At 59.0% G+C, this 25,948-nt stretch carries 24 protein-coding genes, 1 tRNA gene and 1 riboswitch; of the genes, 15 read left to right on the top strand and 10 right to left on the bottom strand.

Annotated features, from left to right (window positions below; translation table 11 throughout):
- The first annotated feature begins 145 nt into the window (after nucleotides 1-145).
- Nucleotides 146-222 (top strand) — tRNA-Met (locus tag I3J13_RS05755).
- Between the two features lie 177 nt (nucleotides 223-399).
- Entirely contained in the window at nucleotides 400-2,208 is a 1,809-nt protein-coding gene (recQ, locus tag I3J13_RS05750; RefSeq protein ID WP_196378232.1) for a DNA helicase RecQ, read from the top strand.
- A 56-nt stretch (nucleotides 2,209-2,264) separates the two neighbouring features.
- Here recQ and I3J13_RS05745 read toward each other — a convergent pair whose 3' ends face one another.
- Nucleotides 2,265-3,497 carry an ROK family transcriptional regulator gene (locus I3J13_RS05745; RefSeq protein ID WP_020812694.1) on the bottom strand — a complete coding sequence of 411 codons (1,233 nt, stop codon included), beginning with the start codon at nucleotides 3,495-3,497 and terminating at the stop codon, nucleotides 2,265-2,267.
- A gap of 264 nt (nucleotides 3,498-3,761) precedes the next feature.
- Between I3J13_RS05745 and I3J13_RS05740 the strand changes: the two genes are divergently transcribed.
- The 8 genes from I3J13_RS05740 (at nucleotide 3,762) to nrdF (ending at nucleotide 11,909) form a co-directional block, all read left to right on the top strand.
- Nucleotides 3,762-4,784 carry a sugar ABC transporter substrate-binding protein gene (locus tag I3J13_RS05740; protein ID WP_003524279.1) on the top strand — a complete coding sequence of 341 codons (1,023 nt, stop codon included), beginning with the start codon at nucleotides 3,762-3,764 and terminating at the stop codon, nucleotides 4,782-4,784.
- A gap of 224 nt (nucleotides 4,785-5,008) precedes the next feature.
- Nucleotides 5,009-6,091: an ABC transporter permease gene (locus I3J13_RS05735; RefSeq protein ID WP_003524280.1), complete on the top strand. Its 1,083-nt coding sequence runs from the start codon at nucleotides 5,009-5,011 to the stop codon at nucleotides 6,089-6,091.
- The gene (locus tag I3J13_RS05730; protein ID WP_035219750.1) at nucleotides 6,091-6,873 is read left to right on the top strand and encodes an ATP-binding cassette domain-containing protein; all 783 of its coding nucleotides are present in this window, start codon (nucleotides 6,091-6,093) and stop codon (nucleotides 6,871-6,873) included. The genes I3J13_RS05735 and I3J13_RS05730 overlap by 1 nt, the downstream gene beginning before the upstream one ends.
- A complete protein-coding gene (locus tag I3J13_RS05725) occupies nucleotides 6,870-7,499 on the top strand; it encodes a nucleoside triphosphate hydrolase (protein ID WP_196378231.1) in 630 nt (209 codons plus the stop codon). Before I3J13_RS05730 ends, I3J13_RS05725 begins: the two co-directional genes overlap by 4 nt.
- A gap of 133 nt (nucleotides 7,500-7,632) precedes the next feature.
- A riboswitch (cobalamin riboswitch) is annotated at nucleotides 7,633-7,855 on the top strand.
- A 256-nt stretch (nucleotides 7,856-8,111) separates the two neighbouring features.
- Nucleotides 8,112-8,333: a glutaredoxin-like protein NrdH gene (gene nrdH / locus I3J13_RS05720; protein WP_003507138.1), complete on the top strand. Its 222-nt coding sequence runs from the start codon at nucleotides 8,112-8,114 to the stop codon at nucleotides 8,331-8,333.
- Nucleotides 8,334-8,345: 12 nt separating this feature from the next.
- Nucleotides 8,346-8,744, top strand: coding sequence for a class Ib ribonucleoside-diphosphate reductase assembly flavoprotein NrdI (gene nrdI / locus I3J13_RS05715; protein WP_020812691.1), 399 nt, complete (start codon nucleotides 8,346-8,348; stop codon nucleotides 8,742-8,744).
- Nucleotides 8,745-8,755: 11 nt separating this feature from the next.
- Nucleotides 8,756-10,918 (top strand): class 1b ribonucleoside-diphosphate reductase subunit alpha, encoded by a 2,163-nt coding sequence (gene nrdE / locus I3J13_RS05710; RefSeq protein WP_236000818.1) that lies wholly within the window; start codon nucleotides 8,756-8,758, stop codon nucleotides 10,916-10,918.
- Nucleotides 10,919-10,934: 16 nt separating this feature from the next.
- Entirely contained in the window at nucleotides 10,935-11,909 is a 975-nt protein-coding gene (nrdF, locus tag I3J13_RS05705; protein WP_142779954.1) for a class 1b ribonucleoside-diphosphate reductase subunit beta, read from the top strand.
- Between the two features lie 29 nt (nucleotides 11,910-11,938).
- On the opposite strand, the gene I3J13_RS05700 is transcribed toward nrdF, so the two are convergent.
- The gene (locus I3J13_RS05700) at nucleotides 11,939-13,042 is read right to left on the bottom strand and encodes an alpha/beta hydrolase (RefSeq protein WP_196378229.1); all 1,104 of its coding nucleotides are present in this window, start codon (nucleotides 13,040-13,042) and stop codon (nucleotides 11,939-11,941) included.
- A 153-nt stretch (nucleotides 13,043-13,195) separates the two neighbouring features.
- Between I3J13_RS05700 and recF the strand changes: the two genes are divergently transcribed.
- From recF to I3J13_RS05685, 3 genes are read left to right on the top strand one after another with little or no spacing between them, the layout of a single operon-like run.
- Nucleotides 13,196-14,323, top strand: coding sequence for a DNA replication/repair protein RecF (gene recF, locus I3J13_RS05695; RefSeq protein ID WP_196378228.1), 1,128 nt, complete (start codon nucleotides 13,196-13,198; stop codon nucleotides 14,321-14,323).
- Nucleotides 14,324-14,345: 22 nt separating this feature from the next.
- Nucleotides 14,346-15,113, top strand: a complete 768-nt coding sequence (locus I3J13_RS05690) for a molybdopterin-synthase adenylyltransferase MoeB (RefSeq protein WP_196378227.1) — start codon at nucleotides 14,346-14,348, stop codon at nucleotides 15,111-15,113.
- Nucleotides 15,110-15,583 (top strand): GNAT family N-acetyltransferase, encoded by a 474-nt coding sequence (locus I3J13_RS05685; RefSeq protein ID WP_196378226.1) that lies wholly within the window; start codon nucleotides 15,110-15,112, stop codon nucleotides 15,581-15,583. Before I3J13_RS05690 ends, I3J13_RS05685 begins: the two co-directional genes overlap by 4 nt.
- A gap of 46 nt (nucleotides 15,584-15,629) precedes the next feature.
- Here the strand turns inward: I3J13_RS05685 and I3J13_RS05680 are convergent, their stop codons facing one another.
- Together I3J13_RS05680 and I3J13_RS05675 are read right to left on the bottom strand one after the other, a co-directional pair.
- Nucleotides 15,630-16,319 carry a hypothetical protein gene (locus I3J13_RS05680; protein WP_196378225.1) on the bottom strand — a complete coding sequence of 230 codons (690 nt, stop codon included), beginning with the start codon at nucleotides 16,317-16,319 and terminating at the stop codon, nucleotides 15,630-15,632.
- Between the two features lie 45 nt (nucleotides 16,320-16,364).
- A complete protein-coding gene (locus I3J13_RS05675; protein WP_174055809.1) occupies nucleotides 16,365-17,369 on the bottom strand; it encodes a 2-hydroxyacid dehydrogenase in 1,005 nt (334 codons plus the stop codon).
- 180 nt (nucleotides 17,370-17,549) lie between these two features.
- Here I3J13_RS05675 and I3J13_RS05670 point away from each other — a divergent pair, with 180 nt between their 5' ends.
- Nucleotides 17,550-18,083 (top strand): SH3 domain-containing protein, encoded by a 534-nt coding sequence (locus tag I3J13_RS05670; protein ID WP_026363850.1) that lies wholly within the window; start codon nucleotides 17,550-17,552, stop codon nucleotides 18,081-18,083.
- On the opposite strand, the gene I3J13_RS05665 is transcribed toward I3J13_RS05670, so the two are convergent.
- Entirely contained in the window at nucleotides 18,076-19,068 is a 993-nt protein-coding gene (locus I3J13_RS05665; RefSeq protein WP_196378224.1) for an adenosine kinase, read from the bottom strand. The genes I3J13_RS05670 and I3J13_RS05665 overlap by 8 nt on opposite strands.
- A 478-nt stretch (nucleotides 19,069-19,546) precedes the next feature.
- Here I3J13_RS05665 and I3J13_RS05660 point away from each other — a divergent pair, with 478 nt between their 5' ends.
- On the top strand, nucleotides 19,547-20,491 hold the full coding sequence (locus I3J13_RS05660) for an AEC family transporter (RefSeq protein ID WP_196378223.1): 945 nt from the start codon (nucleotides 19,547-19,549) through the stop codon (nucleotides 20,489-20,491).
- A gap of 17 nt (nucleotides 20,492-20,508) precedes the next feature.
- Here the strand turns inward: I3J13_RS05660 and I3J13_RS05655 are convergent, their stop codons facing one another.
- From I3J13_RS05655 to rbfA, 5 genes are all read right to left on the bottom strand, one after another.
- Entirely contained in the window at nucleotides 20,509-21,525 is a 1,017-nt protein-coding gene (locus tag I3J13_RS05655; protein WP_020812682.1) for a class I SAM-dependent methyltransferase, read from the bottom strand.
- Between the two features lie 134 nt (nucleotides 21,526-21,659).
- On the bottom strand, nucleotides 21,660-23,807 hold the full coding sequence (gene pnp, locus I3J13_RS05650; protein WP_059758914.1) for a polyribonucleotide nucleotidyltransferase: 2,148 nt from the start codon (nucleotides 23,805-23,807) through the stop codon (nucleotides 21,660-21,662).
- Between the two features lie 277 nt (nucleotides 23,808-24,084).
- A complete protein-coding gene (gene rpsO, locus I3J13_RS05645; protein WP_004439050.1) occupies nucleotides 24,085-24,354 on the bottom strand; it encodes a 30S ribosomal protein S15 in 270 nt (89 codons plus the stop codon).
- Nucleotides 24,355-24,579: 225 nt separating this feature from the next.
- The gene (gene truB / locus I3J13_RS05640) at nucleotides 24,580-25,527 is read right to left on the bottom strand and encodes a tRNA pseudouridine(55) synthase TruB (protein WP_196378222.1); all 948 of its coding nucleotides are present in this window, start codon (nucleotides 25,525-25,527) and stop codon (nucleotides 24,580-24,582) included.
- A 3-nt stretch (nucleotides 25,528-25,530) separates the two neighbouring features.
- Complete coding sequence (gene rbfA / locus I3J13_RS05635; protein WP_003507167.1) at nucleotides 25,531-25,947, bottom strand: 30S ribosome-binding factor RbfA; 417 nt, start codon at nucleotides 25,945-25,947, stop codon at nucleotides 25,531-25,533.
- Between the last annotated feature and the right edge of the window lies 1 nt (nucleotide 25,948).

The raw sequence follows: 25,948 nt of genomic DNA, 5'->3' as shown, positions 1-25,948 counted from the left end.
ATGGTACTTCGTCTCAAGACGCGGGAGAGTAGGTCGCTGCCAGGTCTGCAAAACGCAACACAAAATCTTCTCACTCACAAAAGGGCCACAAAGCCCAAATCAAAAGGCCGCAAATGCGGCCTTTATGTTATAATAAAACCATCAACGCGGGGTGGAGCAGCCCGGTAGCTCGTCAGGCTCATAACCTGAAGGCCGCAGGTTCAAATCCTGCCCCCGCAACCAGAATCTTCAAGACTGTCAAAGGGCTCCGAGGAAACTCGGAGCCCTTTTTGCATTCGCGGTGGTTTCTCAAAAAATCAATCACGCTACCTGCTGCCACGGCCAACTCCATCTTCGGCATTGCCATCGATCCCAAAACCGTGATGATGCACAATCATTCCACTTCGGATAAAAACCGCCGTGACCGCTGATCCCTTGCATATCCTCAAGACCGTCTATGGCTACGATGCATTCCGCGGGCGGCAGGCCGACATCATTCGACATGTAATGGCGGGAAACAACGCCTTCGTTTTGATGCCGACGGGCGGTGGAAAGTCGCTTTGTTACCAGATCCCGGCGCTTGCTCGTGATGGCATGGGGTTGATCGTCTCGCCGCTCATCGCGCTGATGGTCGATCAGGTCGCTGCCCTGCGTCAGGCCGGTGTGCGGGCCGAAGCTCTCAATTCCGATCTTTCCCCGGAAGAGCGCCGCGCGCTTTGGCGGGACATGCGGGCCGGCAAGGTCGATATTCTTTATGCCGCGCCGGAAACCCTGCTCAAGCCGGATGTCCTCGATGCCTTGCAATCCATCGACCTGTCGCTGATCGCGGTCGACGAGGCCCATTGCCTGTCGCAATGGGGGCATGATTTCCGGCCGCCCTACCGCCAGTTAGACACGCTGATCGAGCGTTTTCCCGATACGCCGCGCATGGCGTTGACGGCGACGGCCGACGAGCCCACGCGCGCCGAAATTCTCGGTCACCTGGGGATTGAAGAGCACGATGCCTTCATTGCCGGGTTCGACCGTCCTAATATCCGCTATGCGATCATGGAAAAGGATAATCCGCGCGCGCAGCTGAAACGCTTTTTGAAGGATCGCGACGGTGAGAGCGGTATCGTCTATTGCCTTTCCAAACGCAAGGTGGACGAAACGGCCGCATGGCTGCGGGAGGAGGGTCGCGATGCGCTACCCTATCACGCTGGCATGGACAAGGCCGCCCGTGAGGAGAACCAGACCCGTTTCCAGCACGGTGAGGCTGTCATCATTGTCGCGACCGTCGCTTTCGGCATGGGCATAGACAAGCCGGATGTGCGTTTCGTGGTTCATATCGACCTGCCCGGCAGCATCGAGGCCTATTATCAGGAAACAGGCCGAGCCGGTCGTGATGGTCTGCCGTCGGACGTGCTCATGCTCTATGGCTATGAAGATATTGCCCTGCGCAATCGTTTCATCGAAGAATCTGATGCCGTAGACCAACGCAAATATATGGAGCGCCAGAAGCTCGATGCGCTGCTCGGCCTCGCAGAAACGGCCAGTTGCCGCCGGCAGGTTCTGCTCTCCTATTTCGGCGACCGGTGTGAGCCCTGCGGCAATTGTGATACCTGCGCCGAGCCGCCGGACCTGTTTGACGGGGCCATTGCCGCGCAGAAACTTCTGTCCTGTATTTATCGCACGGGTGAACGTTTCGGCCAGGCCTATGTCATCCGCGTATTGCTGGGTGTCGAGGACGAGCGGATTTCCCGCTTCGGACATGACCGCATCACCACCTACGGGATAGGCAAGGAGCACGACAACCGCACATGGCGCGCCATCCTGCGTCAGCTGGTTGCGTTACGCATGATTGAAGTGGATCTGTCGGGACATGGCGGCCTGTCCATCTCCGAGGATGGACGGCGGTTCCTGCGCGAAAAACCGGCATTGATGCTGAGGATACCATCCGCTCCCCGCTCCGCACGGCAACAGACGCCCCGCAACACGGTATCGACGGTCTTGCCGGAATCCGATCGCAGTCTTTTCGAGGCACTGCGTGCGAAGCGCATGGAAATTGCCCGGGCACAGAACGTTCCACCCTACGTGATTTTCCACGACAAGACCCTCATAGAACTTGCGACGGCAAAACCGGCCTCGGCGAAGGAAATGGCTGGGATTCCCGGCGTCGGAGATACCAAGCTCGAGCGATACGGACCTGCCTTTCTGGCGGCGATCATGCAGCACGCAGCTGGCGAATGACCGGCAGATATCCAAATTAATAGCCGAGTAATAAAACCGCAGAGCGTTGCGAAGGCTCAGCCGGTCGTGTCCTTGAACAGAACGTTCTGATCGATGAGATAGCGCGAAAACAGGGGCAGGCTCGCGCCGCCGATTGCCCGCGCCTGGCTACCGACCGCACCTTCGATGATGTCAGGCACCGTGACACCCTGCAGATCGTGGTGTTTAAGGGCAAGGCGGGTGGCGGCGACGATTCTGGTTCTGACCCAGTCGGGAAAACCGCCATCGATGATGACGCTCGAAAAATCGATGATGGAGGCGGCGGCAATGACGGCCTGCGCCAGCGCCGCGGCGGTTTTCCTGATCCAGCTTTCCAGCGGCTCGCCGAAATCGATCCACTCGTCCGGAGAAAACCACAGGGGGCGCGGATCGATACCCTTTTCACGCAGCATGTTTTCCAGAACGAAGATCGACGCGATTTTCAGAAGCTGGACGGTATTGCCATCCTGCCCCTGCACCGGCAGGGGGCCGATGGCGCCGGCCGTTCCCGTCTTTCCGGAAAATAGCGCCGAATTCAAAACGACGCCGCCGCCTATGAAGGAGCCGATGAAAACGTAAAGAAAATCCGGATAGTGCTGGCCTGCGCCAAAAACCAGTTCGGCGCCGCAGGCGCTGGTCGCGTCGTTCTGCAGAAAAACCGGATAGCTGACGTTTTCAGCAATTTCCGACCGGATATCGACGCCCCGCCATCTCTCCATTTCAATCTGTGGAGCGCCCACTTCCTGGGCCCAGTTCCACAATTCAAATGGAGCGGCAATGCCGACGCCGGCAATTTTCTCCCGCTCCGCAGGGGAAAGTTTCGATTCGAGTTCCGTTATGCCGTCGATTACGAAGGGTAGTATCCATTCCGGAAGAGGGTAGGGATAGGTTCTGCGCAGCTTGAGCCTGATCCGGCCGACAAAATCCATCAGCACGAGATCGACGCTGCGTCGGCCGATCTTCACACCAAAAGAAAAGACGGCGTCGGGATTAAGCCGCATCGGCGTCGATGGCTGGCCGACTTTGCCGCGCAGCCTTTCACCGCGAATGAGAAGCCCGTCCTTTTCAAGCGAGCGCATGATGACCGAGACGGTCTGCGCTGAAAGGCCGCAAAGTCTTGATATCTCGGCTTTTGACAGTCCGCCGTGACGGCGAACGAGAGACAGCACGAGCCGCTCATTATAAGCGCGCACTCCGATCTGGTTGGCGCCGCCGCTTATATCCATGGTGGTGGGCGGCGCCGGCGGCGCCGTCTCGACAGATTGTCTCATAGTGTCATCCTCCCGCCCGCCCTATCCGCCGCGACCGATACAGCAGGCTTTATGGCAATCTTGCTATCGCAACGTTAAACGACGTGGCGATATTCCTCCCTGCCGCATATTAGAATGCCATAGGGAATTAATAATTCAATCGGATTTATTTATTGACAGGCGTTTCCTTTGGTGGTTCCATCTGAGCCAACGGTCGTCGATCTCGGAGGAGACGGGATCGTCGGGTAACCGTCACGGTGCTCAAATATCCATTGGGAGGATCTCATGAAGACCACTGTTTCCGCTCTTCTGGGCGCGCTTGCGCTTGGCGTTTCTTTCGCTTCCGTTGCGTCTGCGGCCGATACTTCGGTTTGCCTCATCACCAAAACCGATACCAATCCCTTTTTCGTCAAGATGAAAGAAGGCGCGACCGCCAAGGCTAAAGAACTTGGCGTGACGCTGAAATCCTATGCCGGCAAGATCGACGGCGATTCCGAAAGCCAGGTAGCCGCCATCGAGACCTGCATTGCCGATGGCGCCAAGGGTATTCTGATCACCGCATCGGACACCAAGGGCATCGTTCCGGCCGTGCAGAAGGCGCGTGATGCCGGTCTTCTGGTCATCGCCCTCGATACGCCGCTCGAACCCGTCGACGCCGCTGATTCCACCTTCGCCACCGACAATCTTCTGGCTGGTGAGCTGATCGGCAAATGGGCTGCCGGCAGCCTCGGCGACAAGGCCAAGGATGCGAAAATCGCTTTCCTCAACCTCACCCCCTCCCAGCCGACGGTGGATGTGCTGCGTAACCAGGGCTTCATGAAGGGCTTTGGCATCGACGTGAAGGACATCAACAAGATCGGCGATGAAAACGATCCGCGCATCGTTGGCCATGATGTTACCAATGGTAACGAAGAAGGCGGCCGCGCGGCGATGGAAAATCTGCTGCAGAAGGATCCGACCATCAATGTCGTCCACACCATCAACGAGCCTGCGGCAGCCGGCGCTTATGAGGCGCTGAAGGCGGTCGGCCGTGAAAAGGATGTTCTGATCGTTTCCGTCGATGGCGGTTGCCCCGGCGTCAAGAACGTGGCGGAAGGCGTGATCGGCGCGACCTCGCAGCAATATCCGTTGCTGATGGCGGCTCTCGGCGTCGAAGCCGTCAAGAAGTTCGCCGACACGGGTGAAAAGCCGAAGCCGACCGAAGGCAAGAACTTCGTCGATACCGGCGTGACGCTGGTAACCGACAAGCCGGTCAAGGGCCTCGACTCCATCGATACGAAGGAAGGTCTCAACAAGTGCTGGGGCTGATGCCTCACCGTTGAAACCCGCGGGGGCATTCGTGCCCCCGCCCTTGGACGAGAATGATTGAGGCACGATCCGGGGGATCGGACAAAGGAACAAACGAGCGCGTCACGCGTCCTGCGGGGATGATATAGGCCGCTTCACAACACTTTGAAATCTACGCATCATTCTCTTTTGAGATAGACCCCGGTGTCAGGGCTGGTGCGATAGAGCGATCGGGAGGAAAATCCATGAGCGATCAGCCGGTGCGGGCTCAGCCGCATAATGAATTTGAAAAAGTGCTTTCGGGAAGTTCGACGCAGGTCGCCGCTTTCGATACGCATGACAAGAGTGTGCTGGAAAAACTGCAGCACTTTCTCCACTCCAGCCCGGCGGCCGTTCCGCTTATCGTTCTGGTGCTGTCGCTGATTGTTTTCGGCCTGCTTCTCGGCGGCAAGTTTTTCTCGGCCTTCACGCTGACCCTTATTTTGCAGCAGGTCGCCATCGTCGGTATTGTCGGCGCGGCGCAGTCGCTGGTCATCCTGACGGCGGGCATCGATCTGTCGGTTGGCGCGATCATGGTCCTGTCCTCCGTCATCATGGGACAGTTCACCTTCCGTTACGGCTTGCCGGCGGAACTCTCCATTCTCTGTGGCCTTGCCGTCGGCGCATTTTGCGGCTTCATCAACGGTATTTTGGTCTCGCGCATGCGCCTGCCGCCCTTCATCGTCACGCTCGGCATGTGGCAGATCGTACTGGCGACCAACTTCCTCTATTCCGCAAACGAGACGATCCGCGCCCAGGATATCGCCCAGCAGGCGCCTATCCTGCAATTCTTCGGCGCCAATATCCGTGTCGGCAGCGCGGTCTTCACCTATGGCGTCATCGCCATGGTCCTGCTCGTCGCCCTGCTCTGGTATGTGCTGAACCGCACCGCCTGGGGCCGCCACCTCTATGCTGTCGGTGACGATCCGGATGCCGCCGAACTTGCCGGTGTCAACGTCAAGCGCATGCTGACGACCGTTTATACGCTGTCCGGCCTCATCTGCGCCTTCGCCGGCTGGGCCTTGATCGGCCGCATCGGTTCGGTTTCGCCGACCGCCGGTCAATTCGCCAATATCGAATCCATTACCGCAGTGGTTATCGGCGGCCTGTCGCTGTTCGGTGGACGCGGCTCCATCATGGGCATGATCTTCGGCGCCCTGATCGTCGGTGTCTTTTCGCTCGGCCTCAGGCTTATCGGAACAGACCCGCAATGGACCTATCTGTTGATCGGCGTCCTCATCATCATGGCTGTCGCAATCGACCAGTGGATCAGAAAGGTAGCAGGCTGATGGCAAAAGAACCCATTCTCACAGCACGCAATCTCGTCAAGCGCTACGGTCGTGTGACCGCCCTCGACCATGCCGATTTCGATCTCTATCCGGGCGAAATCCTGGCGGTGATCGGCGATAACGGCGCCGGCAAATCTTCTCTCATCAAGGCGATTTCCGGTGCGGTGACACCCGATGAAGGGGAGATCAAGCTGGAAGGCCAGCCCGTGCAGTTCCGCTCGCCGATAGAGGCGCGCAAGGCTGGCATCGAGACGGTCTATCAGAACCTCGCGCTGTCGCCGGCGCTTTCCATAGCCGACAATATGTTTCTCGGCAGGGAAATCCGCAAACCCGGCATTCAGGGCAGCCTGTTCCGCGCGCTGGACCGCCCGGCCATGGAAAAATTTGCCCGGGAGAAACTGTCGGAACTCGGCCTGATGACGATCCAGAACATCAACCAGGCGGTGGAAACCCTCTCCGGCGGCCAGCGTCAGGGTGTGGCGGTGGCGCGTGCAGCGGCCTTCGGCTCCAAGGTCGTCATTCTTGACGAACCGACGGCGGCGCTTGGCGTCAAGGAAAGCCGGCGTGTTCTGGAGCTTATTCTGGACGTGCGCTCGCGCGGCCTGCCGATCGTTCTCATCTCGCACAACATGCCGCATGTGTTCGAGGTCGCGGATCGCATCCATATCCACCGGCTCGGCAAGCGCCTGTGCGTCATCAATCCGAAGGACTACTCCATGTCCGACGCCGTCGCCTTCATGACCGGCGCCAAGGAAGCGCCGAAGGAAACGCTTGCCGCATGACGCTGAAGCTTGAAACGATCGCCGAAGACGTTCTTCGGCGGGCAGAAGGTAAATCCCGTTTTATCGTCGCTATTGCCGGTCCCCCTGGGGCCGGCAAATCCACGCTGGCGGATGCCCTTTGCGATTCTTTGCTCGCACGGGGCGAAACGGCCGCCGTCCTGCCCATGGATGGCTTCCATATGGACAATGGCATCCTTGAAGAACGGGGGCTGCTGTCGCGAAAGGGCGCACCGGAAACTTTCGACGTGCGCGGTTTCCTCGATATCGTCTCCGCCGTCCGCAAGGGTGGGCAGGAGGTGCTTGTTCCGGTTTTCGACCGCTCCCGTGAAATCGCCATAGCGTCCGCCCGGACGATTGCGCCGGAAACACGCTTTATCCTCGCTGAAGGCAATTATCTGCTGCTGGACGAGGCGCCGTGGACAACTCTTTCCAAAAGCTTCGACCTCACCATTTTTGTAGGGCCGTCCGTCGCGGTGCTTGAGGAGAGGCTGCGGAAGAGGTGGCAGGGCTATGGTCTCGACGAGGCCCAGATCCACGCCAAACTTTTCGAAAACGATCTTCCGAACGGAAAAAGGGTGATCGAAAACGCTCGTCCCGCGGATATTCACGTCGATATCTGGGAATAGATTAACGCTTTTCTCTGTTTGAGCGGCGGCACGCATGTGCCGTTAAGCCTTTGTTGACCATGTGTTGAATCTTTTTGATCCACAGGGTGGGGCTTTTGTGTGTCTATTTATTGACGCGAAAATTTCCTCATATACTATATGTGGTGTTCGAGGTTCTTCCGATTCGCAAGGGTCGGGAGCTAAGACGGGAATTCGGTGCGTAACGCCATATGGCGGAGCAAGGCCGAAACTGCCCCCGCAACTGTAAGCGGTGAGCATCGTTCCGATTTGGGTCACTGGGGCTGAAAGCTCCGGGAAGGCCGGAATAGATGTTGTGACCCGCAAGTCAGGAGACCTGCCTTGAGCGCAAACGTCCACGGGCGGGGTGTCCGGAGGAAGGTGTATGACGCAAATGATTTGCGTGCGCCCTTTTCTGCCCCCTCCAGAACAAGCTTCGGGGTGAAGTCATGCCAGTGCATTTGTTTGAGTTGCTGCGCTCGTCGGCGTAGAGAGTGATTTTACGCGGCTAAAAGCCGCGCACGCCCACCCTAGTGACAGAACCACCGCCGCCCGATTGCGATTGCAATCGGCAATGTTGAGCTGTGTCCGAAACCGGCTTCGAGAGAGGAAATTATGACCGTCACCGTTTACAGCAAGCCCGCCTGCGTCCAGTGCACCGCAACCTATCGCGCCCTCGACCGCATCGGTGTCCCCTATGAGATCATCGATATCTCCGAAGATGCGGATGCGCTCGATCATGTGCGTGGCCTCGGTTACATGCAGGTGCCCGTCGTCGTCGCCGGCGAACGTCATTGGGCGGGTTTCCGGCCGGATATGATCGGCTCGATCAGCTGAGGCGGCGGGGCGATGGGCCTGATCGTCTATTATTCCAGCCGCTCTGAAAACACCCATCGTTTCCTTCTGAAACTGGGACGGCGTCTGTTTCGCCTGCCGCTCGGCGTTGAGGAAGACGTTCCCCATGTGTCCGAGCCCTATGTGCTGGTCACCCCCACCTATGGGGGCGGCGGCACCAAAGGTGCCGTGCCGAAACCGGTCATCCGGTTTTTGAACGAGCCCTCCAACCGAAATCTCATTCGCGGCGTCATCGCGGCGGGAAACACGAATTTTGGCGCAGCTTTCGCATCCGCCGGAGATATCGTCTCGCGCAAATGTGCGGTGCCGTTTCTCTATCGCTTCGAGCTTCTCGGCACGGAGGAAGATGTCGCCAACGTCAAACATGGATTGGAACGATTTTGGACACGCTGACCTCGAGCGCCATGCGCAAGGACGCCAAACAGCCGGCAGCCGCATCCCAGAAACCGCTCGATGCGGCTCTGGACTACCACGCGCTGAACGCGATGCTGAACCTTTACGACGAGAACGGGAAGATCCAGCTCGACAAGGATCGACTGGCCGCCCGGCAATATTTCCTCCAGCACGTCAACCAGAACACCGTCTTTTTCCATAACCTCAGGGAAAAGCTCGATTATCTGGTGACGGAGGGATATTACGAGCAGGAGGTACTGGACCAGTATTCCTTCAATTTCGTCCGCGACCTTTATGACGAGGCCTATGCCCGGAAATTCCGCTTTCCGACCTTTCTCGGCGCCTTCAAATATTACACCTCCTACACGCTGAAGACCTTCGACGGAAAACGTTATCTGGAACGTTACGAGGATCGCGTCTGCATGGTGGCGCTGGCTCTCGCGCGTGGCGATGAGCAGCTTGCCCGCAATCTGGTCGATGAGATCATTTCAGGCCGATTCCAGCCGGCAACACCGACATTCCTCAACGCCGGCAAAAAGAGCCGCGGCGAGCTGGTCTCGTGTTTTCTGCTGCGCGTGGAAGACAATATGGAAAGCATCGGCCGCTCCATCAATTCGGCCTTGCAGCTTTCCAAGCGCGGCGGCGGCGTGGCGCTCTCCTTGACCAATATTCGCGAATTCGGAGCGCCGATCAAACAGATCGAAAACCAGTCGTCCGGCGTTATTCCCGTCATGAAGCTGCTGGAGGACAGTTTTTCCTATGCCAACCAGCTTGGCGCGCGACAGGGTGCTGGCGCGGTCTATCTGCATGCCCACCACCCGGATATCATGCGCTTCCTAGATACCAAGCGCGAAAACGCCGACGAAAAAATCCGCATCAAAACCCTGTCGCTCGGCGTGGTGATCCCCGATATCACCTTCGAACTCGCCCGCAACAATGAGGATATGTATCTGTTCTCGCCCTATGACGTGGAGCGGGTCTATGGCGTGCCGTTGACCGAGATTTCGGTCACCGAAAAATATCAGGAAATGGTTGCCGATAGCCGCATCCGCAAGAAGAAGATCAAGGCGCGCGAATTCTTTCAGGTCATCGCCGAAATCCAGTTCGAGAGCGGTTACCCCTATATCATGTTCGAGGACACGGTGAACCGCGCCAATCCGGTCGCCGGCCGCATCAGCATGAGCAATCTCTGCTCGGAAATCCTGCAGGTCAGCGAAGCGAGCGAGTTCAACGCCGATCTGTCCTATAGCCATATGGGCAAGGATATTTCCTGCAATCTCGGCTCGCTCAACATTGCCTCGGCGATGGATTCTGCCGATTTCGGCAAGACCATCGAGACCTCCATCCGGGCGCTGACGGCAGTATCGGATATGAGCCATATTTCCTCCGTGCCCTCGGTGGAAAAGGGCAATGATGCCAGCCACGCCATCGGGCTTGGCCAGATGAACCTTCACGGTTATCTGGCGCGTGAGCGCATCTTCTACGGTTCCGAAGAAGGCGTCGATTTCACCAATATCTATTTCTACACGGTGACCTATCACGCTATCCGCGCCAGCAACCGGCTGGCGGTGGAAAGGGGCCAGAGCTTCAAGGGCTTTGAGAACTCCAAATATGCCTCGGGCGAATATTTCGACAAATATACCGACCGGGAATGGCTGCCTGCGACCGAAAAGGTGAAGGCGCTGTTTGAAAAGGCCGGTATCGCCATTCCGACGCAGGAGGACTGGGAGGCGTTGAAGCAGGACGTGATGGTATCAGGTCTCTATAACCAGAATCTCCAGGCTGTGCCGCCCACCGGCTCGATCTCCTATATCAACCACTCCACCTCCTCCATTCATCCGATCGTCTCGAAGATTGAAATCCGCAAAGAGGGCAAGATCGGCCGCGTTTATTACCCGGCTTCCTACCTCTCGAACGACAATCTCGAATATTATCAGGACGCCTACGAGATCGGCCCCGAAAAGATCATCGACACCTATGCGGCGGCGACCCAGCATGTCGATCAGGGCCTGTCGCTGACGCTGTTCTTCCGCGATACGGCGACGACGCGCGATATCAATCGGGCGCAGATCTACGCGTGGAAGAAGGGCATCAAGACCATCTACTACATTCGTTTGCGCCAGATGGCGCTGGAAGGCACGCAGGTTCAGGGCTGCGTTTCCTGCACGCTCTGAATTGAGGGACAAGACAATGAACATCGCCGTAAAACCCGCGTCCCGCATCCGCGCGGTCAACTGGAACCGCATCGAGGACGACAAGGACCTCGAAGTCTGGAACCGCCTGACCTCGAATTTCTGGCTGCCGGAAAAAGTGCCGCTCTCCAACGACATCCCCTCCTGGGGAACGCTGAAGCCGGAAGAACAGAAACTGACAATCCGTGTCTTCACCGGCCTGACATTGCTCGACACCATCCAGAACGGTGTCGGCGCGGTGCGCCTGATGGAGGATTCGGCAACGCCGCATGAGGAGGCGGTGCTTTCCAACATCTCCTTCATGGAGGCCGTGCACGCCCGCTCCTATTCCTCGATCTTCTCGACGCTCTGCCTCACCCCTGACGTTGACGACGCCTATCGCTGGTCTGAGGAAAACGAGTTCCTGCAGCGCAAATCCGCGCTCATCATGCGGGAATATGACAGCGGCGATCCGCTGAAGAAAAAAATCGCCAGCGTGTTTCTGGAAAGTTTCCTGTTCTATTCCGGCTTCTATCTGCCAATGTTCTGGTCAAGCCGCGCCAAGCTCACCAACACGGCGGACCTGATCCGCCTCATCATCCGCGATGAGGCCGTGCATGGCTATTATATCGGCTACAAGTTCCAGCGGGCGCTGGAGCGTCTCGGCGAAACGCAGAGACAGGAGATCAAGGATTTCGCCTTCGATCTCCTGCTCGAACTTTACGACAACGAAGCGAAATATACCGAAGACCTCTATGACGGCGTCGGCCTGACGGAGGATGTCAAGCAGTTCCTGCATTACAACGCCAACAAGGCCCTGATGAATCTGGGTTATGAGGCGCTCTTTCCGGCCGAGGCCTGCCGGGTCAACCCCGCGATCCTCTCGGCGCTCTCGCCCAATGCCGATGAGAACCACGACTTCTTTTCCGGTTCCGGCTCGTCCTATGTCATCGGCAAGGCGGTTGCGACCGAAGACGAAGACTGGGATTTCTGAAGCCGGTTTGTCGGCAGGACCCGCAAAAACTATTGCGGGTTCACCACCTGGCTCGCAAGGCGGAAGGGGCTGGCGACGGTGGCGCCGATCGCATCGAAAACAAAGGCTCCGGCGCTGTTGATATCACCCCCGCGCCTGCTTGCCTCAAGTTGCGGCACCATGGAGGCCAGCGCCGCATAGCGGTCGTGGTTGAGCGGGTCCGACGCCTTCAGATTGGAGATGTCGACGAATTGCACGCCCTCCTTGAGGGCGGCCTCCTGCACTTGGCGATCGGTGACATCCAGCGCGCCAATACGGGTAACGTCCGCACCGAGGATGGAAGAGGCTTTGAGCGCGCGGTCGTCCTTGGAAACGAGAACGGTGAGCGGCGGGCTGAGCCGGCCGACAACCTCGATCTGCTTGCGGAAGACATCGGCATCGATATCGGGCGCAGCCAACACCACCTGCAGCTTGGCGATGACATCGTTCCTGCCCTGGAAGCGCAATTGCCGCAGCGCCTCCATGACCAGCCAGCCGCCCATGCTGTGCCCGAACACGACGACGCTCTTCTTAGGGGTCTGCCGGGTGAGATCGATCAACATTGCGGCGAGCGCATCGCGTGAAAAAGTCGCGGACTCCTTGTCGGCCACATAGCCGGCGACAGAGGCTTGCGACGGCCAGGAAAAGACCAGCGGCACGCCGTTCATATTGGCATCTGCCGCCATCTGCGCCGCGCGGAACAGAGCTTCCTGATAGCTGTAATTATAGCCGTGTACAAAAAGTGCGATCTGCTTGCCGGAGCGGGCTACGTCGCCGAGATCGGCATTAAAGCGCGTCTTCGTCAGCATATCGGCCCTAGTGACGACGAAATCCTTTTTCGGGTCGGGCTTGCCGCTGGCCCATTCGATTTTTCCGCTTTTATGGGTGGGCGGAATGGAAATATCGAAACTGGCGTAGTTTGGCTCCATTGCTCGCGCCGTGCCGAAGCCCTTTTTCGCGTCCGTATTTTTCTCCCGCGTGCTCGCCACGAAGGCGGTCACGATTTTCGTGCCGTGGGTCCTGGTGTTGATGGCCTCCAGCACATCCGCTCCCGGTCGGCCTGCGCAGGAGGAGAGAAGACCGAGAGTGAGAAAGAGAGAAAAGATCAGGCGCATGAATGGGCTACCGGTGATGAGGACCGGCTCATAAATAACCGGCGACTAAAAAAGTTGCTACTGGAGAATGAATTGCACTGTAGCGGCGGTCTTCGGGTGCGGACGGACGTTCGCCACCTTGCTATCCGTCCATGTTCGTTTTAGGCCGTAAACATGACGAACAAGGTGTCGCTTTTACGGCTGAAACTCACGGACTTCCGCAATTATGCGGCAGCTGCGCTCACGCTCGATGACCGCCATGTGGTGCTGACGGGCGACAACGGTTCCGGCAAGACCAATCTTCTGGAGGCCGTCTCCTTTCTTTCACCCGGAAGGGGCCTGCGCCGCGCCACCCTGTCTGATGTGACGCGGGTAGGGGCCGAAGCCACCGGTTTTTCGATCTTCGCCGATGTCGAGGGCATGGATGGCGAAGTCGCTATCGGTACGGGAATTGAAGGGGATGGCGAGGTGGTGTCGCGTCGCCTGAGACTGAACGGGACGCCAGTGAAATCCGTCGACGAATTGACCGACCATCTGCGGGTATTGTGGCTGACGCCCGCTATGGACGGTCTCTTTACCGGCTCGTCCTCGGATCGCCGGCGTTTCCTCGACCGGCTGGTGCTGTCGCTCGATCCCGCTCACGGAAGGCGGGCAAGCGATTTCGAAAAGGCCATGCGTGGCCGCAACCGGCTGCTTTCCGAAGGCCGCTTCGATCCGGTCTGGCTGGACGGCATCGAAAAGCAGATGGCCGAACTCGGCATTTCCATGGCGGTCGCGCGTTATGAAATGCTCGGCCTCTTGAAGAGCCTGATCGAGGGGCGGGCGGGCAATGCCGCTTTTCCCTCGGCGGTGCTTTCTCTCTCCGGTTTCATGGACGATGGGCTCAATCGTCCCGCCGTCGATCTGGAGGATGAATACAGGCTTATGTTGCGCGATGGCCGGTATCGTGACGCCGCTGCCGGCCGCACACTGGATGGGCCGCACCGCGTCGATCTCTTCGTGCGCCATGCGGAAAAGGACATGGAGGCTGAGCGCTGCTCAACCGGAGAACAGAAGGCGCTGCTGGTGGGGCTGGTGCTTGCACATGCGCAGCTGACCGCCAATATGACTGGTCATGCGCCGGTTCTGCTGCTGGACGAGATTGCCGCCCATCTGGATGAGGGCAGGCGGGCGGCTCTGTTCGATCTCATTCATGCGCTTGGCGGCCAGAGTTTTATGACCGGAACGGATACGGCGATGTTCTCCGCCCTTGGCGACAGGGCGCAATTCTTCAATGTATCCCACGGGAGCATCACCGCATGACGGCTAAGACATGGAGGGCGACATGGACCCGCTGAGCCCGGAAGAAATCGAACGCTACAAGCGTCATATCCTGTTGCCGGAAATCGGCGGCGTGGGTCAGCAGCGGCTGAAGGCGGCGCGTGTGCTGGTCATCGGGGCCGGCGGTCTCGGCGCTCCTGTCCTGCATTATCTTGCAGCCGCCGGTGTCGGCACGCTCGGCATGATCGATGACGATGTGGTTTCCCTGTCCAATCTGCAGCGACAGGTGATCCACGATACCGGTACGATCGGGGAGCTGAAGACGGAGAGCGCGCGCAAGGCCATCGCCCGGCTCAATCCGCATGTCCGCACGCTTGTTTATGAAGAGCGCTTTTCGCAGGTCTGGGCGCATGACCATCTGCCATCCTTCGATCTCCTGATCGACGGCTCGGACAATTTCGATACGCGTTATACCGCCGCCGATGCGGCGGAGGCCGCGAAAAGACCGTTGGTAACGGGGGCTGTCGGCCGTTTTGATGGTTCGGTGACGGTGCTGAAACCCTATGAGACGAATGCCGAGGGCGCTCTGTTGCCCGGCTATCGTGACCTGTTTCCGGAACCGCCGCCGCAGGGCCTCATTCCCAATTGCGCTGAAACAGGCATTGTCGGCGCGCTGACCGGGGTCATCGGCACGCTTATGGCCATGGAGGCGATCAAGGTTATCACCGGTGCCGGCGAGCCGCTGATCGGCCGCCTGCTCCTCTATGACGCCCTCTCGGCCCGTTTCGAAACCGTGCGCTACAAGCGGCGGTCAGCGGGAAAAAAACCATGATGAAGATTGTCAGGATCGGGGAGGAGTTCGATCGCTGGCAGGAATTGCTGGCGCTCATCATGTCCTCCTTTGCTTATATGGATGGCGTTATCGACCCGCCGTCGTCGGCCCATCGCCTGACGCTGGAAAATCTTGCCGAGAAGGCGAGGGTGGAGATCGCTTTCGTCGCACTGAACGACGATGAACTGCTGGGCTGCCTGTTTTGCAGGCCGGAGCCGACCTGTCTTTATATAGGCAAGTTATGCGTTTCGCCGAAAGCACAGGGAAAGGGTATCGGCAGGATGCTTGTGCAGAAGTCCGAAGCGCTGGCCCGCGAACTGGCGCTGCCGGCGCTGCGGCTGGAAACCCGCATCGAACTCATCGCCAATCACGCCAGATTCGCCGCCTGGGGTTTCGTCAAGACCGCTGAAAACGCCCATGCCGGTTACGATCGCACGACCTCAATCGAGATGACCAAGTTCCTCGGTTAAAATTGCCTTCAGCCGACCCCACTGCGTCCTTCGCCAATCGCAGAGCCTATTGCAAAAGGCCGGATTGCACCATCTGGGAGAGAAAAACGGAGGAGACGCGGTCAATGCCGGTCTGCGGCTGGTTTTCTGCCGACCCGACCCGCCACACAGCTTTGTCAGGCCCGCTGAAGAGCTGGATTTCCGTGCTGACCTTGTGGGTGAGAGGAGCCGCCTTCGTCGCTTCCACCATCTGCTTCATCAGCCTTACGGACGGCATGCGCGTTCTATCGCCTGTCTCGTTCGCATTTGCGCTGGCCTTCAACCGCTGGAAGGCTGGCGCGACATCCGGCAGAGAGCAGTTCATCTTGATTCGCGCCACAACAACACCCGTGGGCGTTTGTGCACCGAGACGCGCAGGTTCCGCCTTACAACGCGCCCGCTCTGTACTCGCCACCCAGAGCCTTGCGAACTGCTCCGATTGTTCGTTCGTCGTCCCCTTGGGTGAATGCATACCCCTGTTCTTGCGCTGCCACGCGACCGGGTCCACAACCAGTTCCATATCGGTGTAGCGCGGGCCGCCACCCGAAGCCCCCCATTCCCTGTTCAGGCGGGACATGCTGGCGCGATCAAAATTCAGCCAGGCGCGATAATAGAGTTCCGCAGTCTCTTCAGGGGAAGGTGAAGCGGCCCAGGCCGGACCGCCGACCAGCATGAGCAGAACGGAGATCAGCGCCAAGAACTTCGCCCGGATACCCATTGAATTCTCCCTCCCCATGATCGAAAGATTGCGGCCCGAACCGGCTCAGTTCCGCCCCGGCAGCACCCGGTTCGGCGGACGGTGGCCGTCGAACAGCGTGCGGATATTGATGATGACCTTGTCGCCCATTTCGATACGGCCTTCGATCGTCGCAGAGCCCATATGCGGAAGCAGCACGACCTTGCCTTCCTTGGCGAGCTTGATGAGCTTGGGATTCACCGCGGGCTCATTCTCATAGACATCGAGACCGGCGCCGGCGATCTTGCCTTCGCGCAGGCACTGGATCATGGCCGCCTCATCGATGATATCGCCGCGCGCCGTATTCACGATGTAACTGGTCGGCTGCATCAGCGCCAGCCGCCGGGCTGAGATCAGGTGATAGGTTGCGGGCGTCGAGGGGCAATTGACGGAGACGATATCCACCCGCGCCAGCATCTGGTCGAGACTGTCCCAATAGGTCGCCTCAAGCTCCGCTTCCGTCGCCGGATTGACGCGCTTGCGGTTGTGATAATGAATGGAAAGCCCGAAGGCCTTGGCGCGTCGCGCCACCGCCGTTCCGATGCGACCCATGCCGACAATGCCGATGCGCTTGCCGGAAATGCGCCGCCCGAGCATCCAGGTCGGTGACCAGCCGAGCCATTCGTCCGCACCATTGGCGAGCACGCGTGTGCCTTCGATCATGCGGCGTGGCACGGCAAGCGCCAGCGCCATCGTAATGTCAGCGGTGTCCTCGGTCAGCACGTTGGGCGTATTGGTGACGGTAATGCCCTTTCGGGCGGCTGCATCCACATCCACATGGTCGATACCGTTGGAAAAGCTCGCGATCAGCTTCAGCTGCGGTCCGGCCTGCTCGATCATCGCGGCGGTGATGCGGTCGGTGACGGTGGGTACCAGAACGTCGACCCGCTGCAAGGCGGCCACAAGCTCGTCTTCGCTTCGCTGCGTATCGTCGATATTCAGTTCGGCATCGAAGAGTTCGCGCATTCTGGTTTCGACGACGTCAGGCAATTTGCGGGTGATATAGACTGTCGGTCTCTTCTTGTGGGTCATCGTTTGCCGCTGCCTTGTTCAGAAGTCATTAACCAGAAAGAGCGATAATTTCTTTCAATCAGGGCGTTTCTACCAGACCCACCGGCGAAGACAAACAAAACTCGCTGAAGCTTGAGGCATGTGGAAGCGAGCCTCCTTAAATATCATCCGGTTTGCAGAAGGCAGGAAACGGAAATGGGCATGCGCAGTGTGGTTTCTATCGTTTGCATTGCATTGTCTTTGGGCCTCCTCGGTGCGGCAACCGACGCCATGGCGCAGGGTGCCGCCAAAGGCGCAAGTGGTTTGCCGCTGCCACGTTTTGTCAGCCTGAAATCCAAGCGCGTCAACATGCGCATCGGACCGAGCACGGATTATGCCGTGTCATGGATGTATCTCAAATCGGGAATGCCGGTGGAAATCATTCAGGAATATGAAAACTGGCGGCGCATCCGCGATGCTGATGGGACGGAAGGCTGGGTCAACCAGGCTCTGCTTTCCGGTGAGCGCACGGCCGTTGCGGCTCCGTGGATGCGTGGCAAGGGCAAGGAAGTTTACGTGAACATGCGCCGCGAGGCGCAGTCGGGCGCTTCCGTCGTGGCGCGGCTTGAGCCGGGCGTCGTCTTCAGGATCGGCGAATGCAATGGCGACTGGTGCCGCGCCGAGGCCGGCCAGGCCTCGGGCTGGGTTTCGCAGGGCGAAATCTGGGGTGCTTACCCCGGTGAAGCCTTTAAATAAGGCCGTGCTTCTCGCCAAGCGCCTTGAGCGATGACATCGGGCGCGGCCCGACCTGCTGAATGACGGCGGCAGCCGCAAGGCAGCCGAGCTTGCCGCAATCTTCGAGCGACCGGTCCTGCGTATAACCGAACAGGAAGCCGGCGGCGAAAAGATCACCGGCGCCCGTCGTGTCGACCACATCATGCACCGGATAGGCTTCGACCTTCACACGTTCCATGCCGCGCAGGATGACGGCGCCTTCCTCGCTCATCGTCACCGCTGCGATCTTGCAGTCGGCTGCGATTTTGGTCAGAGCAAGCTCGAAATCGTCGGTTTCGTATAGCGAAAGCGCTTCCTGCTTGTTGGCGAAAACAATGTCCACAGTACCGGAGCGCATCAGGTCGAGGAATTCGTCGCGATAGCGGCCGACGCAGAAGCTGTCGGAAAGCGTCATGGAGACTTCGCGGCCGTTTTCATGGGCAATGCGGGCGCATTCGCGAATGGCGTCCTTGGCGCGCGGCGGGTCCCAAAGGTAACCCTCGAAGTAGGTGACTTTCGTATCCGCCACCACGTCTTCTTCCACGTCTTCAGGACCGAGATCGACGCAGGCGCCGAGATAGGTATTCATCGAACGCTCTCCATCTTCGGTGACGAAGATCATCGAACGCGCAGTCGGCGGGAAGGTGCCTTCCGGCTTGGTTTCGAAATAGACGCCCTGCGCGCGAATATCGTGCTGGAAGATTTCGCCGAGCTGGTCTTCGGCCACCTTACCGAAATAGGCGGCCTTGCCGCCGAAATTCGCCACGCCCGCTGCCGTGTTGCCAGCGCTGCCGCCGGAGGCTTCGAGAGCCGGTCCCATCAGCGAGTAAAGCAACTCGGCCCGTTCCGCATCGATGAGGTTCATCGCGCCTTTGGTAATGGCATTGTCGTTGAGAAAGCGATCATCGCAGCGGGAAATGATGTCGACGATGGCATTGCCGACAGTCAGTACGTCGAATTTCGTCATAGGCCCTATCCGTTTCGCACGGTGTGTGCGTATTTTTCGAAAGGTCTTAAACATTTCTGGCGGCAAGAAAAGCCCAAACAGAAAATATGCGGTTCTCCGCGAGGAGCGAAAACGCGTCATCTGCCTGTAATGTGGTTAAGCTATTTCATTTGTCAGAGCAAAAGGTGTGTGAATGCATACCGGAATGGAAGACATGATGGTCTTCTGGCTCAACCGTTATCTCCGCCACGGATGTACTGGCGGCATATAACGGACACAAAAGGCGGGGGAGACCCCGCTTTTTCTTTTGGGCAACGTTCGGCCTTGCGAATTTTACGGGCCAAGATGCGCTTTCTGCCCGAAGCGGCTCACTGGCCTCCTCCTTCTTGGGCGCCCATTTGGCGAAAACAAACAGTGGGAGCGTTTTCGCGATTCCATTCCCGTGGAAAAGGCTCTAAAGCGGAGTATCTCCCGCAAAAGCCGCGAAAGCTTTCCCTCCATGTCTGCCGTTGCCGCGAATGTCGCCCCGATTTTCATTCTCATCCTGATCGGCTGGCTCACCGTCAAGGCCGGTCTGTTCAGGGCCGATGCCGGCGATATCCTCAGCGATTTCGTGTTCAAGATCGCCGTGCCGACCTTGATCTTCCGCACACTTGCGGAAGCGAATTTTCACGGTGCTTCGCCCTTCCGGCTCTGGATCGCCTATTTCGCCGGCGTGGCCGTCACCTGGACGGTCGGGCATATCGTCACCCGTTATGTCTTCAAGCAGGATGTCCGCATCGCCGTCATTGCCGGCATTTCCTCCGCCTTTGCCAACAATATCTTCATCGGCCTGCCGCTCGTCGGGCGCTCCGTCGGGGATGAGGGGCTGGTGGCTCTCTCCATTCTGCTGGCCATCCACTTGCCGGTGATGATGATCGCCGGCACGATCCTGATGGAAAACGCCACGCACAAGGCGGTCGGCGGAGAAAAGCGAAGCATGGCGGCGGTCTTCAAGCAGGTGGGCCGCAACCTCATCACCAATCCTTTGGTGATCGGCCTGTTCATCGGGCTTTCGACCAATGTTTCCGGCGTGGCGCTGACGCCCATCCTGAAAACCGTGGTCGATCAGATCGCCTCCATGGCGGGGCCGGCGGCGCTTATCTCGCTCGGAATGGCGCTGACGAAATACACCATTCGCGGCAATCTCGGCATTGCCGTCACCATGACGGTGTTCAAGCTACTGTTTTTCCCGGCCTGTGTCTGGGCTATGGGTCACTTTCTCGGCCTCAGCCGGGAATGGACGGCAGCGCTTGTGCTCACATCTTCCGTGCCGACGGGCGTGAATGCCTGGCTGATCGCCAACCGCTTTGGCATCGGCCACAGCGTTGCGGCCTCCACCATCAGCATTTCCACGGCGACAGGCGTTCTTTCCGTGTCGCTGTGGGCATGGCTGCTGAGCTGATTATTCTGCCGAGTTGATTATTTCTGGGCGCTCAGAATCTTGAAGCGGGCATTGCGGCACACTTCAGTGCTGGTGCGGAATTCCGCCGCGAGCACCGGCTCATAGGGCATGCCACGATTGGCGACCATCAGCAGCTTGCCGCCGCTGCGCAGCGCGCCGGCGGCAGCCTTGATGAAAGCCTGCCCGAGAGCAGGTTCTGCTGCCTGTCCCGCCGCATGGAAAGGCGGGTTCATGATGATGAGATCGTATTTTTCCTTCGGCGGTTCGTTTGCCAGATCCTGCCAGAAGAAGCGCGCCGTCAGCCGCGGATTGTTTTCGAGAAGATTGGTTTTGGCGAATTCCAGCGCATTCCAGTCCGCCTCGAACAGATCGATACGGGCCGTGCGCGGCGATTTCTCGGCCAGCATGACGGAGAGATAACCCCAGCCCGCGCCGAAATCGGCGGCATTGCCGTCAAAATCGGTCGGCAGGCGCGATGCGAGCAGTTCCGAGCCGTCATCCACGCGGTCATGGGAGAACATGCCGGGCAGGGCGGTGAAGCGGCCTTCGACCGTGACGGGCTTTTGAGCGAGCTTCGATACGACGGCTGCAACATCGTCCGGCCGTTTGAACCAGAGAGCGACGCCGTGATACTTCGGCGTCGATTCCGCTTCGATGCCAAGCTTTGCCAGCGTCTTGCGCAGCGTCACGATGCCGTCTTCCTTCGATCCGGCCGCGACGATCAGGCCACCGGCCTTCACGCGCGAAAGCGCTTCGGCGACGCGGTTTTCATTCTCGCCGCGATGTTTGCCGCAGAGCAGCAGCGCCGCATCGTAATCCTCGCCCGAAATATCCGGTGTCACCTCTGCGCCCTGAGCCTGCAGAGCACGATAAAGCGGCCGTAGATGCTGAACCGCGACGATCTCCGCGTCAAAACCGTCCAGCCGGGGACCGGCTTCCGCTCCCAGAAACAGAACGCGTTCGCCCTCTTTCGGCATGGAAAGCATGTCCGAGGCGAAGGGATGGAAAAGGGTTTTCACGGCGTCACGGCTCATGGGAGCGTCCTCGAGGTAGGATGGAGTTTGTCAGGGAAAAGTGGAAACCGGTTTTCCAGAAAAGACAAACGATAACAAAACGAAAAAAAGGCGCGGGCAAAACCCGCGCCTCGATAGGGTCTGGCGGCGCGGCCTTATTCGGCAGCGGCTTCGCCGTCTTCCTTCTTCTTGTCGGCAGCGACTTCCTTGCCGGTTGCCTGGTCGACAACCTTCATGGACAGGCGAACCTTGCCACGCTCGTCGAAGCCCATCAGCTTCACCCAGACCTTGTCGCCTTCCTTGACGACGTCAGAGGTCTTGGCGACACGCTCGGAAGCGAGCTGCGAGATGTGGACGAGGCCGTCACGGGCGCCGAAGAAGTTGACGAAAGCGCCGAAGTCAGCGGTCTTCACAACCGTGCCTTCGTAGATCTGGCCGACTTCCGGTTCCGCAACGATGGAGTGGATCCACTTGCGGGCCGCTTCGATTTCCTTGCCGGAAGAAGAAGCGATCTTGACGGTGCCGTCGTCTTCGATGTTGATCTTCGCGCCGGTCTTCTCGACGATTTCGCGAATGACCTTGCCGCCGGAACCGATGACTTCACGGATCTTGTCGACCGGAATGTTCATAACTTCGATGCGTGGTGCGAATTCGCCGAGCTGGCTGCGGCTCTCGGTGATGGCATTGGCCATTTCGCCGAGGATGTGCTTGCGGCCACCCTGTGCCTGCTCCAGAGCGATCTTCATGATCTCTTCGGTGATACCGGCGATCTTGATGTCCATCTGCAGCGAGGTGATGCCGTCGGCAGTACCCGCAACCTTGAAGTCCATATCGCCGAGGTGATCTTCGTCACCGAGGATGTCGGAGAGAACCGCAAAGCGCTCGCCTTCAAGGATGAGGCCCATGGCGATACCGGCAACCGGCTTTGCCAGCGGAACGCCGGCGTCCATCAGTGCAAGCGAGGTGCCGCAAACCGTTGCCATCGACGAGGAGCCGTTGGACTCGGTGATTTCGGAAACGACGCGCAGCGTGTAGGGGAACTGTTCCGCAGTCGGCAGCATCGGGCGGATAGCGCGCCATGCGAGCTTGCCGTGACCGATTTCGCGACGGCCCGGGGAACCCATGCGGCCTGTTTCGCCGACCGAGTAGGGCGGGAAGTTGTAATGCAGCAGGAAGCGTTCCTTGTACATGCCGGTGAGGCTGTCGACATACTGCTCATCTTCGCCGGTGCCGAGGGTCGCGACAACGATCGCCTGGGTTTCACCGCGGGTGAACAGTGCCGAACCGTGCGTGCGCGGCAGAAGGCCGACTTCCGAGATGATCGGACGAACGGTCGACAGGTCGCGGCCATCGATACGGCTCTTGGTGTCGAGAACGTTCCAGCGAACGATCTTCGCCTGAAGGTGCTTGAAGACAGCGCCGATTTCTTCCGGCGTGTACTTGGCTTCGCCTTCTTCCGGCAGGAAGTGCGCCTTCACCTTTGCCTTAACGGCGTCAACGGCGGCGTAGCGGGCTGCCTTTTCGGTGATCTTGTAGGCGTCGCGCAGTTCGGCTTCGGCGAGCGCCAGCATTTCGTTTTCGAGCGCGGAGAAATCTTCCGGTTCGAATTCGCGCGGTTCCTTGGCGGCAACTTCGGCGAGCTTGATGATCGCGTCGATAACCGGCTGGAAGCCCTTGTGGCCGAACATGACGGCGCCGAGCATGACGTCTTCGTTGAGTTCCTTGGCTTCGGATTCAACCATCAGAACGGCGTCGGAGGTACCGGCGACAACCAGGTCGAGCGTGGATTCTTCCATCTCGTCCAGATGCGGGTTCAGAACGTATTCACCGTTGATGTAGCCAACGCGTGCGCCGCCGATCGGACCCATGAACGGAATGCCGGAAAGGGTCAGCGCAGCCGAAGTGGCGACCATCGACAGAATGTCGGGGTTGTTTTCCAGATCGTGCTGGATGACGGTGACGACGACCTGCGTGTCATTCTTGTAGCCTTCCGGGAAAAGCGGGCGGATCGGACGGTCGATCAGGCGCGAAACCAGCGTTTCGTTTTCGCTCGGACGGCCTTCGCGCTTGAAGTAGCCACCGGGGATCTTGCCGGCTGCGTAGGTCTTTTCCTGATAGTTGACGGTCAGCGGGAAGAAGTCCTGGCCCGGCTTCGGAGACTTTGCGGAAACCACGGTCGCGAGAACCATCGTCTCGCCGTAGGTTGCGATGACGGCGCCGTCAGCCTGACGGGCAACCTTGCCGGTCTCGAGCTTCAGCGGGCGGCCTGCCCATTCGATTTCCACGGAGTGTTGATTGAACATATCTTGTCCTTGGTTGTGGCTGCCCGCTCCGGCGTCGTACCGGCGGAAGCAGCGCTGTGACTCAATCACGGGCAAGACAGCGGGAGGCTTCGAAAAGCAAGCATCCGGCAATCCTGCCCCATGACAGGTCTGCGGTTGAAAAAGGCGGCACCGGCCCATCCGGGTCACCCTTATCGTCCGGGGCCACATTTGCGGCGAACGCCCGGAAATTTCTGTGGCCTCGAAGGCCGGATATAAAAACCGGCGGGCATCGTTGCGAAACCCGCCGGAGAAGTTATTAGCGGCGAATGCCGAGAGCACCGATCAGCTTGGTGTAACGGGCTTCGTCCTTCTTCTTCAGATAGTCGAGAAGCGAACGACGGCTCGAAACCAGCGTCAGAAGGCCACGACGGGAGTGGTTGTCCTTCTTGTGGTCCTTGAAGTGACCGGTCAGGTTGTTGATCCGCTCGGTCAGGATAGCAACCTGAACTTCCGGCGAACCGGTGTCGCCTTCCTTCGTGGCATATTCCTTGATGAGGGCGGCTTTGCGCTCTGCAGTAATCGACATCGGACGATCCTTTCTGTTTTAAGGAAAAATGGGACGCCTAAAGCCGGGATGTCGTCCAGCTCTGGCCATTCAGCAGCATAGGCAAAGCCCAAGCTGGCGCTGCCTATAAACTATTCCGGGTGCAATTGAAAGAGGCGATTGACAGCGCCTCCATGAGCGTTTCCAGGAAAAGTGCGAAGCGGTTTTCCGTCCGGAAACGCGTAAAACAAATAGATAGAGCCCGTTTCAGCCGAAAACACGCTTCGGCCGGAATTCGCCTTCGCCGATTTCGCCAATGGCGACGAGCTTGCCATGCGCGGTGGCATAGGCTTCCGGATGATTGGCCGGTGCATCGCGCCCGCGCAGCAGGATGGGGTTGCCCATTTTCAGCCGGTGCGCCTGGTCATCGTTGATGATGAGGCGGGGAAGGGCGGAAAGCGCCTCGGCCGTGTCGATCAGGAAGGCATCCAGCGCCTCCAGTCGCTCGTCGCGATCCTCCACTGCTTCCAGTGCCGTCAAGGTTTCGAGCGGCACCATCATGTCTTCACCGAAGGGGGCGACCATGGTGCGGCGCAGTTCCGAAATATGGCCGAAGCAGCCGAGATCGCGGCCCATGTCGCGCGCCAGTGCCCGTACATAAGTACCCTTGCCGCATTCCACTTCGAAATGCGCGGTGTTGGCGTCCGGACAGGCAAGCAGCGTCAGGCGATGGATTTCCACCTCCCGCGCCGGGATTTCCACCGTCTCGCCGTCACGCGCCAGATCATAGGCGCGCTCGCCGGCGATCTTGATGGCCGAAAATTGCGGCGGTGTCTGCATGATAACGCCAGTGTAATTGGGCAGGATATCGCGGATCGCCTGTTCGTCAGGGCGCAGATCGGAGGATTCGACCACCTCGCCTTCCAGATCGTCGGTCGCGCGCTGCTCACCCCAGGTGACGGTGAATTCGTAGATTTTCCGGCCGTCCATGACATAGGGGACGGTCTTGGTGGCGTCGCCAAGCGCGATCGGCAGCATGCCGGAAGCTAGCGGATCGAGCGTGCCGGCATGGCCGGCCTTCTGGGCGTTGAACAGCCATTTGATCTTGGAAACGGCCTCGGTGGAGCCGAAATCCAGCGGCTTGTCGAGAATGAGCCAACCGGAAATCGGACGGCCCTTGGGTTTGCGGTTTTGCTGTTTGCGTGGTTTGGACATGCTTCAGTTCTGTTCGTCGTCTTTTTCGTTTGAAGGTCCAAGATCGCGCTGCACCTCCGGTGACCGCAGGAGTGCGTCGATCTTCTGGTAATTGTCGAAACTCGTATCGTCGCGGAAACGCAGTTCCGGCATGTATTTCATCTGCCGAAGCTGCGGACCAAGGCGGCCGCGCATGAACTTGGCGTGGCGGTTTAGTGCCGTGATGATGTCGGTGTGATCGGCGACGCCAAGTGGCGTCACGTAGGCGGTGGCGATCTTCAGATCGGGAGACATGCGCACTTCCGAGATGGAAATGACGGTGCCTTCGATCAGATCGTCGCGGACTTCACCGCGCTGGAGAATTTGTGTCAGGGCGGCGCGCACCTGTTCGCCTACACGCAGCATGCGTTGCGAAGGGGCCGATGATGTAGCTTTTGCCATT

Source organism: Agrobacterium leguminum, from assembly GCF_015704895.1.
GTDB lineage: Bacteria > Pseudomonadota > Alphaproteobacteria > Rhizobiales > Rhizobiaceae > Agrobacterium > Agrobacterium leguminum.
The sequence above is the reverse complement of the archived record's forward strand: the minus strand, read 5'-3'. Positions and strand labels throughout refer to the sequence as shown.

Coding starts and splice junctions, on each gene's coding strand:
- I3J13_RS05745 (WP_020812694.1), bottom strand. CDS start 3,497: ATGAGACAATCTGTCGAGACGGCGCCGCCGGCGCCGCCCACCACCATG.
- I3J13_RS05740 (WP_003524279.1), top strand. CDS start 3,762: ATGAAGACCACTGTTTCCGCTCTTCTGGGCGCGCTTGCGCTTGGCGTT.
- I3J13_RS05735 (WP_003524280.1), top strand. CDS start 5,009: ATGAGCGATCAGCCGGTGCGGGCTCAGCCGCATAATGAATTTGAAAAA.
- I3J13_RS05730 (WP_035219750.1), top strand. CDS start 6,091: ATGGCAAAAGAACCCATTCTCACAGCACGCAATCTCGTCAAGCGCTAC.
- I3J13_RS05725 (WP_196378231.1), top strand. CDS start 6,870: ATGACGCTGAAGCTTGAAACGATCGCCGAAGACGTTCTTCGGCGGGCA.
- nrdH (WP_003507138.1), top strand. CDS start 8,112: ATGACCGTCACCGTTTACAGCAAGCCCGCCTGCGTCCAGTGCACCGCA.
- nrdI (WP_020812691.1), top strand. CDS start 8,346: ATGGGCCTGATCGTCTATTATTCCAGCCGCTCTGAAAACACCCATCGT.
- nrdE (WP_236000818.1), top strand. CDS start 8,756: ATGCGCAAGGACGCCAAACAGCCGGCAGCCGCATCCCAGAAACCGCTC.
- nrdF (WP_142779954.1), top strand. CDS start 10,935: ATGAACATCGCCGTAAAACCCGCGTCCCGCATCCGCGCGGTCAACTGG.
- I3J13_RS05700 (WP_196378229.1), bottom strand. CDS start 13,042: ATGCGCCTGATCTTTTCTCTCTTTCTCACTCTCGGTCTTCTCTCCTCC.
- recF (WP_196378228.1), top strand. CDS start 13,196: ATGACGAACAAGGTGTCGCTTTTACGGCTGAAACTCACGGACTTCCGC.
- I3J13_RS05690 (WP_196378227.1), top strand. CDS start 14,346: ATGGACCCGCTGAGCCCGGAAGAAATCGAACGCTACAAGCGTCATATC.
- I3J13_RS05685 (WP_196378226.1), top strand. CDS start 15,110: ATGATGAAGATTGTCAGGATCGGGGAGGAGTTCGATCGCTGGCAGGAA.
- I3J13_RS05680 (WP_196378225.1), bottom strand. CDS start 16,319: ATGGGTATCCGGGCGAAGTTCTTGGCGCTGATCTCCGTTCTGCTCATG.
- I3J13_RS05675 (WP_174055809.1), bottom strand. CDS start 17,369: ATGACCCACAAGAAGAGACCGACAGTCTATATCACCCGCAAATTGCCT.
- I3J13_RS05670 (WP_026363850.1), top strand. CDS start 17,550: ATGCGCAGTGTGGTTTCTATCGTTTGCATTGCATTGTCTTTGGGCCTC.
- I3J13_RS05665 (WP_196378224.1), bottom strand. CDS start 19,068: ATGACGAAATTCGACGTACTGACTGTCGGCAATGCCATCGTCGACATC.
- I3J13_RS05660 (WP_196378223.1), top strand. CDS start 19,547: ATGTCTGCCGTTGCCGCGAATGTCGCCCCGATTTTCATTCTCATCCTG.
- I3J13_RS05655 (WP_020812682.1), bottom strand. CDS start 21,525: ATGAGCCGTGACGCCGTGAAAACCCTTTTCCATCCCTTCGCCTCGGAC.
- pnp (WP_059758914.1), bottom strand. CDS start 23,807: ATGTTCAATCAACACTCCGTGGAAATCGAATGGGCAGGCCGCCCGCTG.
- rpsO (WP_004439050.1), bottom strand. CDS start 24,354: ATGTCGATTACTGCAGAGCGCAAAGCCGCCCTCATCAAGGAATATGCC.
- truB (WP_196378222.1), bottom strand. CDS start 25,527: ATGTCCAAACCACGCAAACAGCAAAACCGCAAACCCAAGGGCCGTCCG.
- rbfA (WP_003507167.1), bottom strand. CDS start 25,947: ATGGCAAAAGCTACATCATCGGCCCCTTCGCAACGCATGCTGCGTGTA.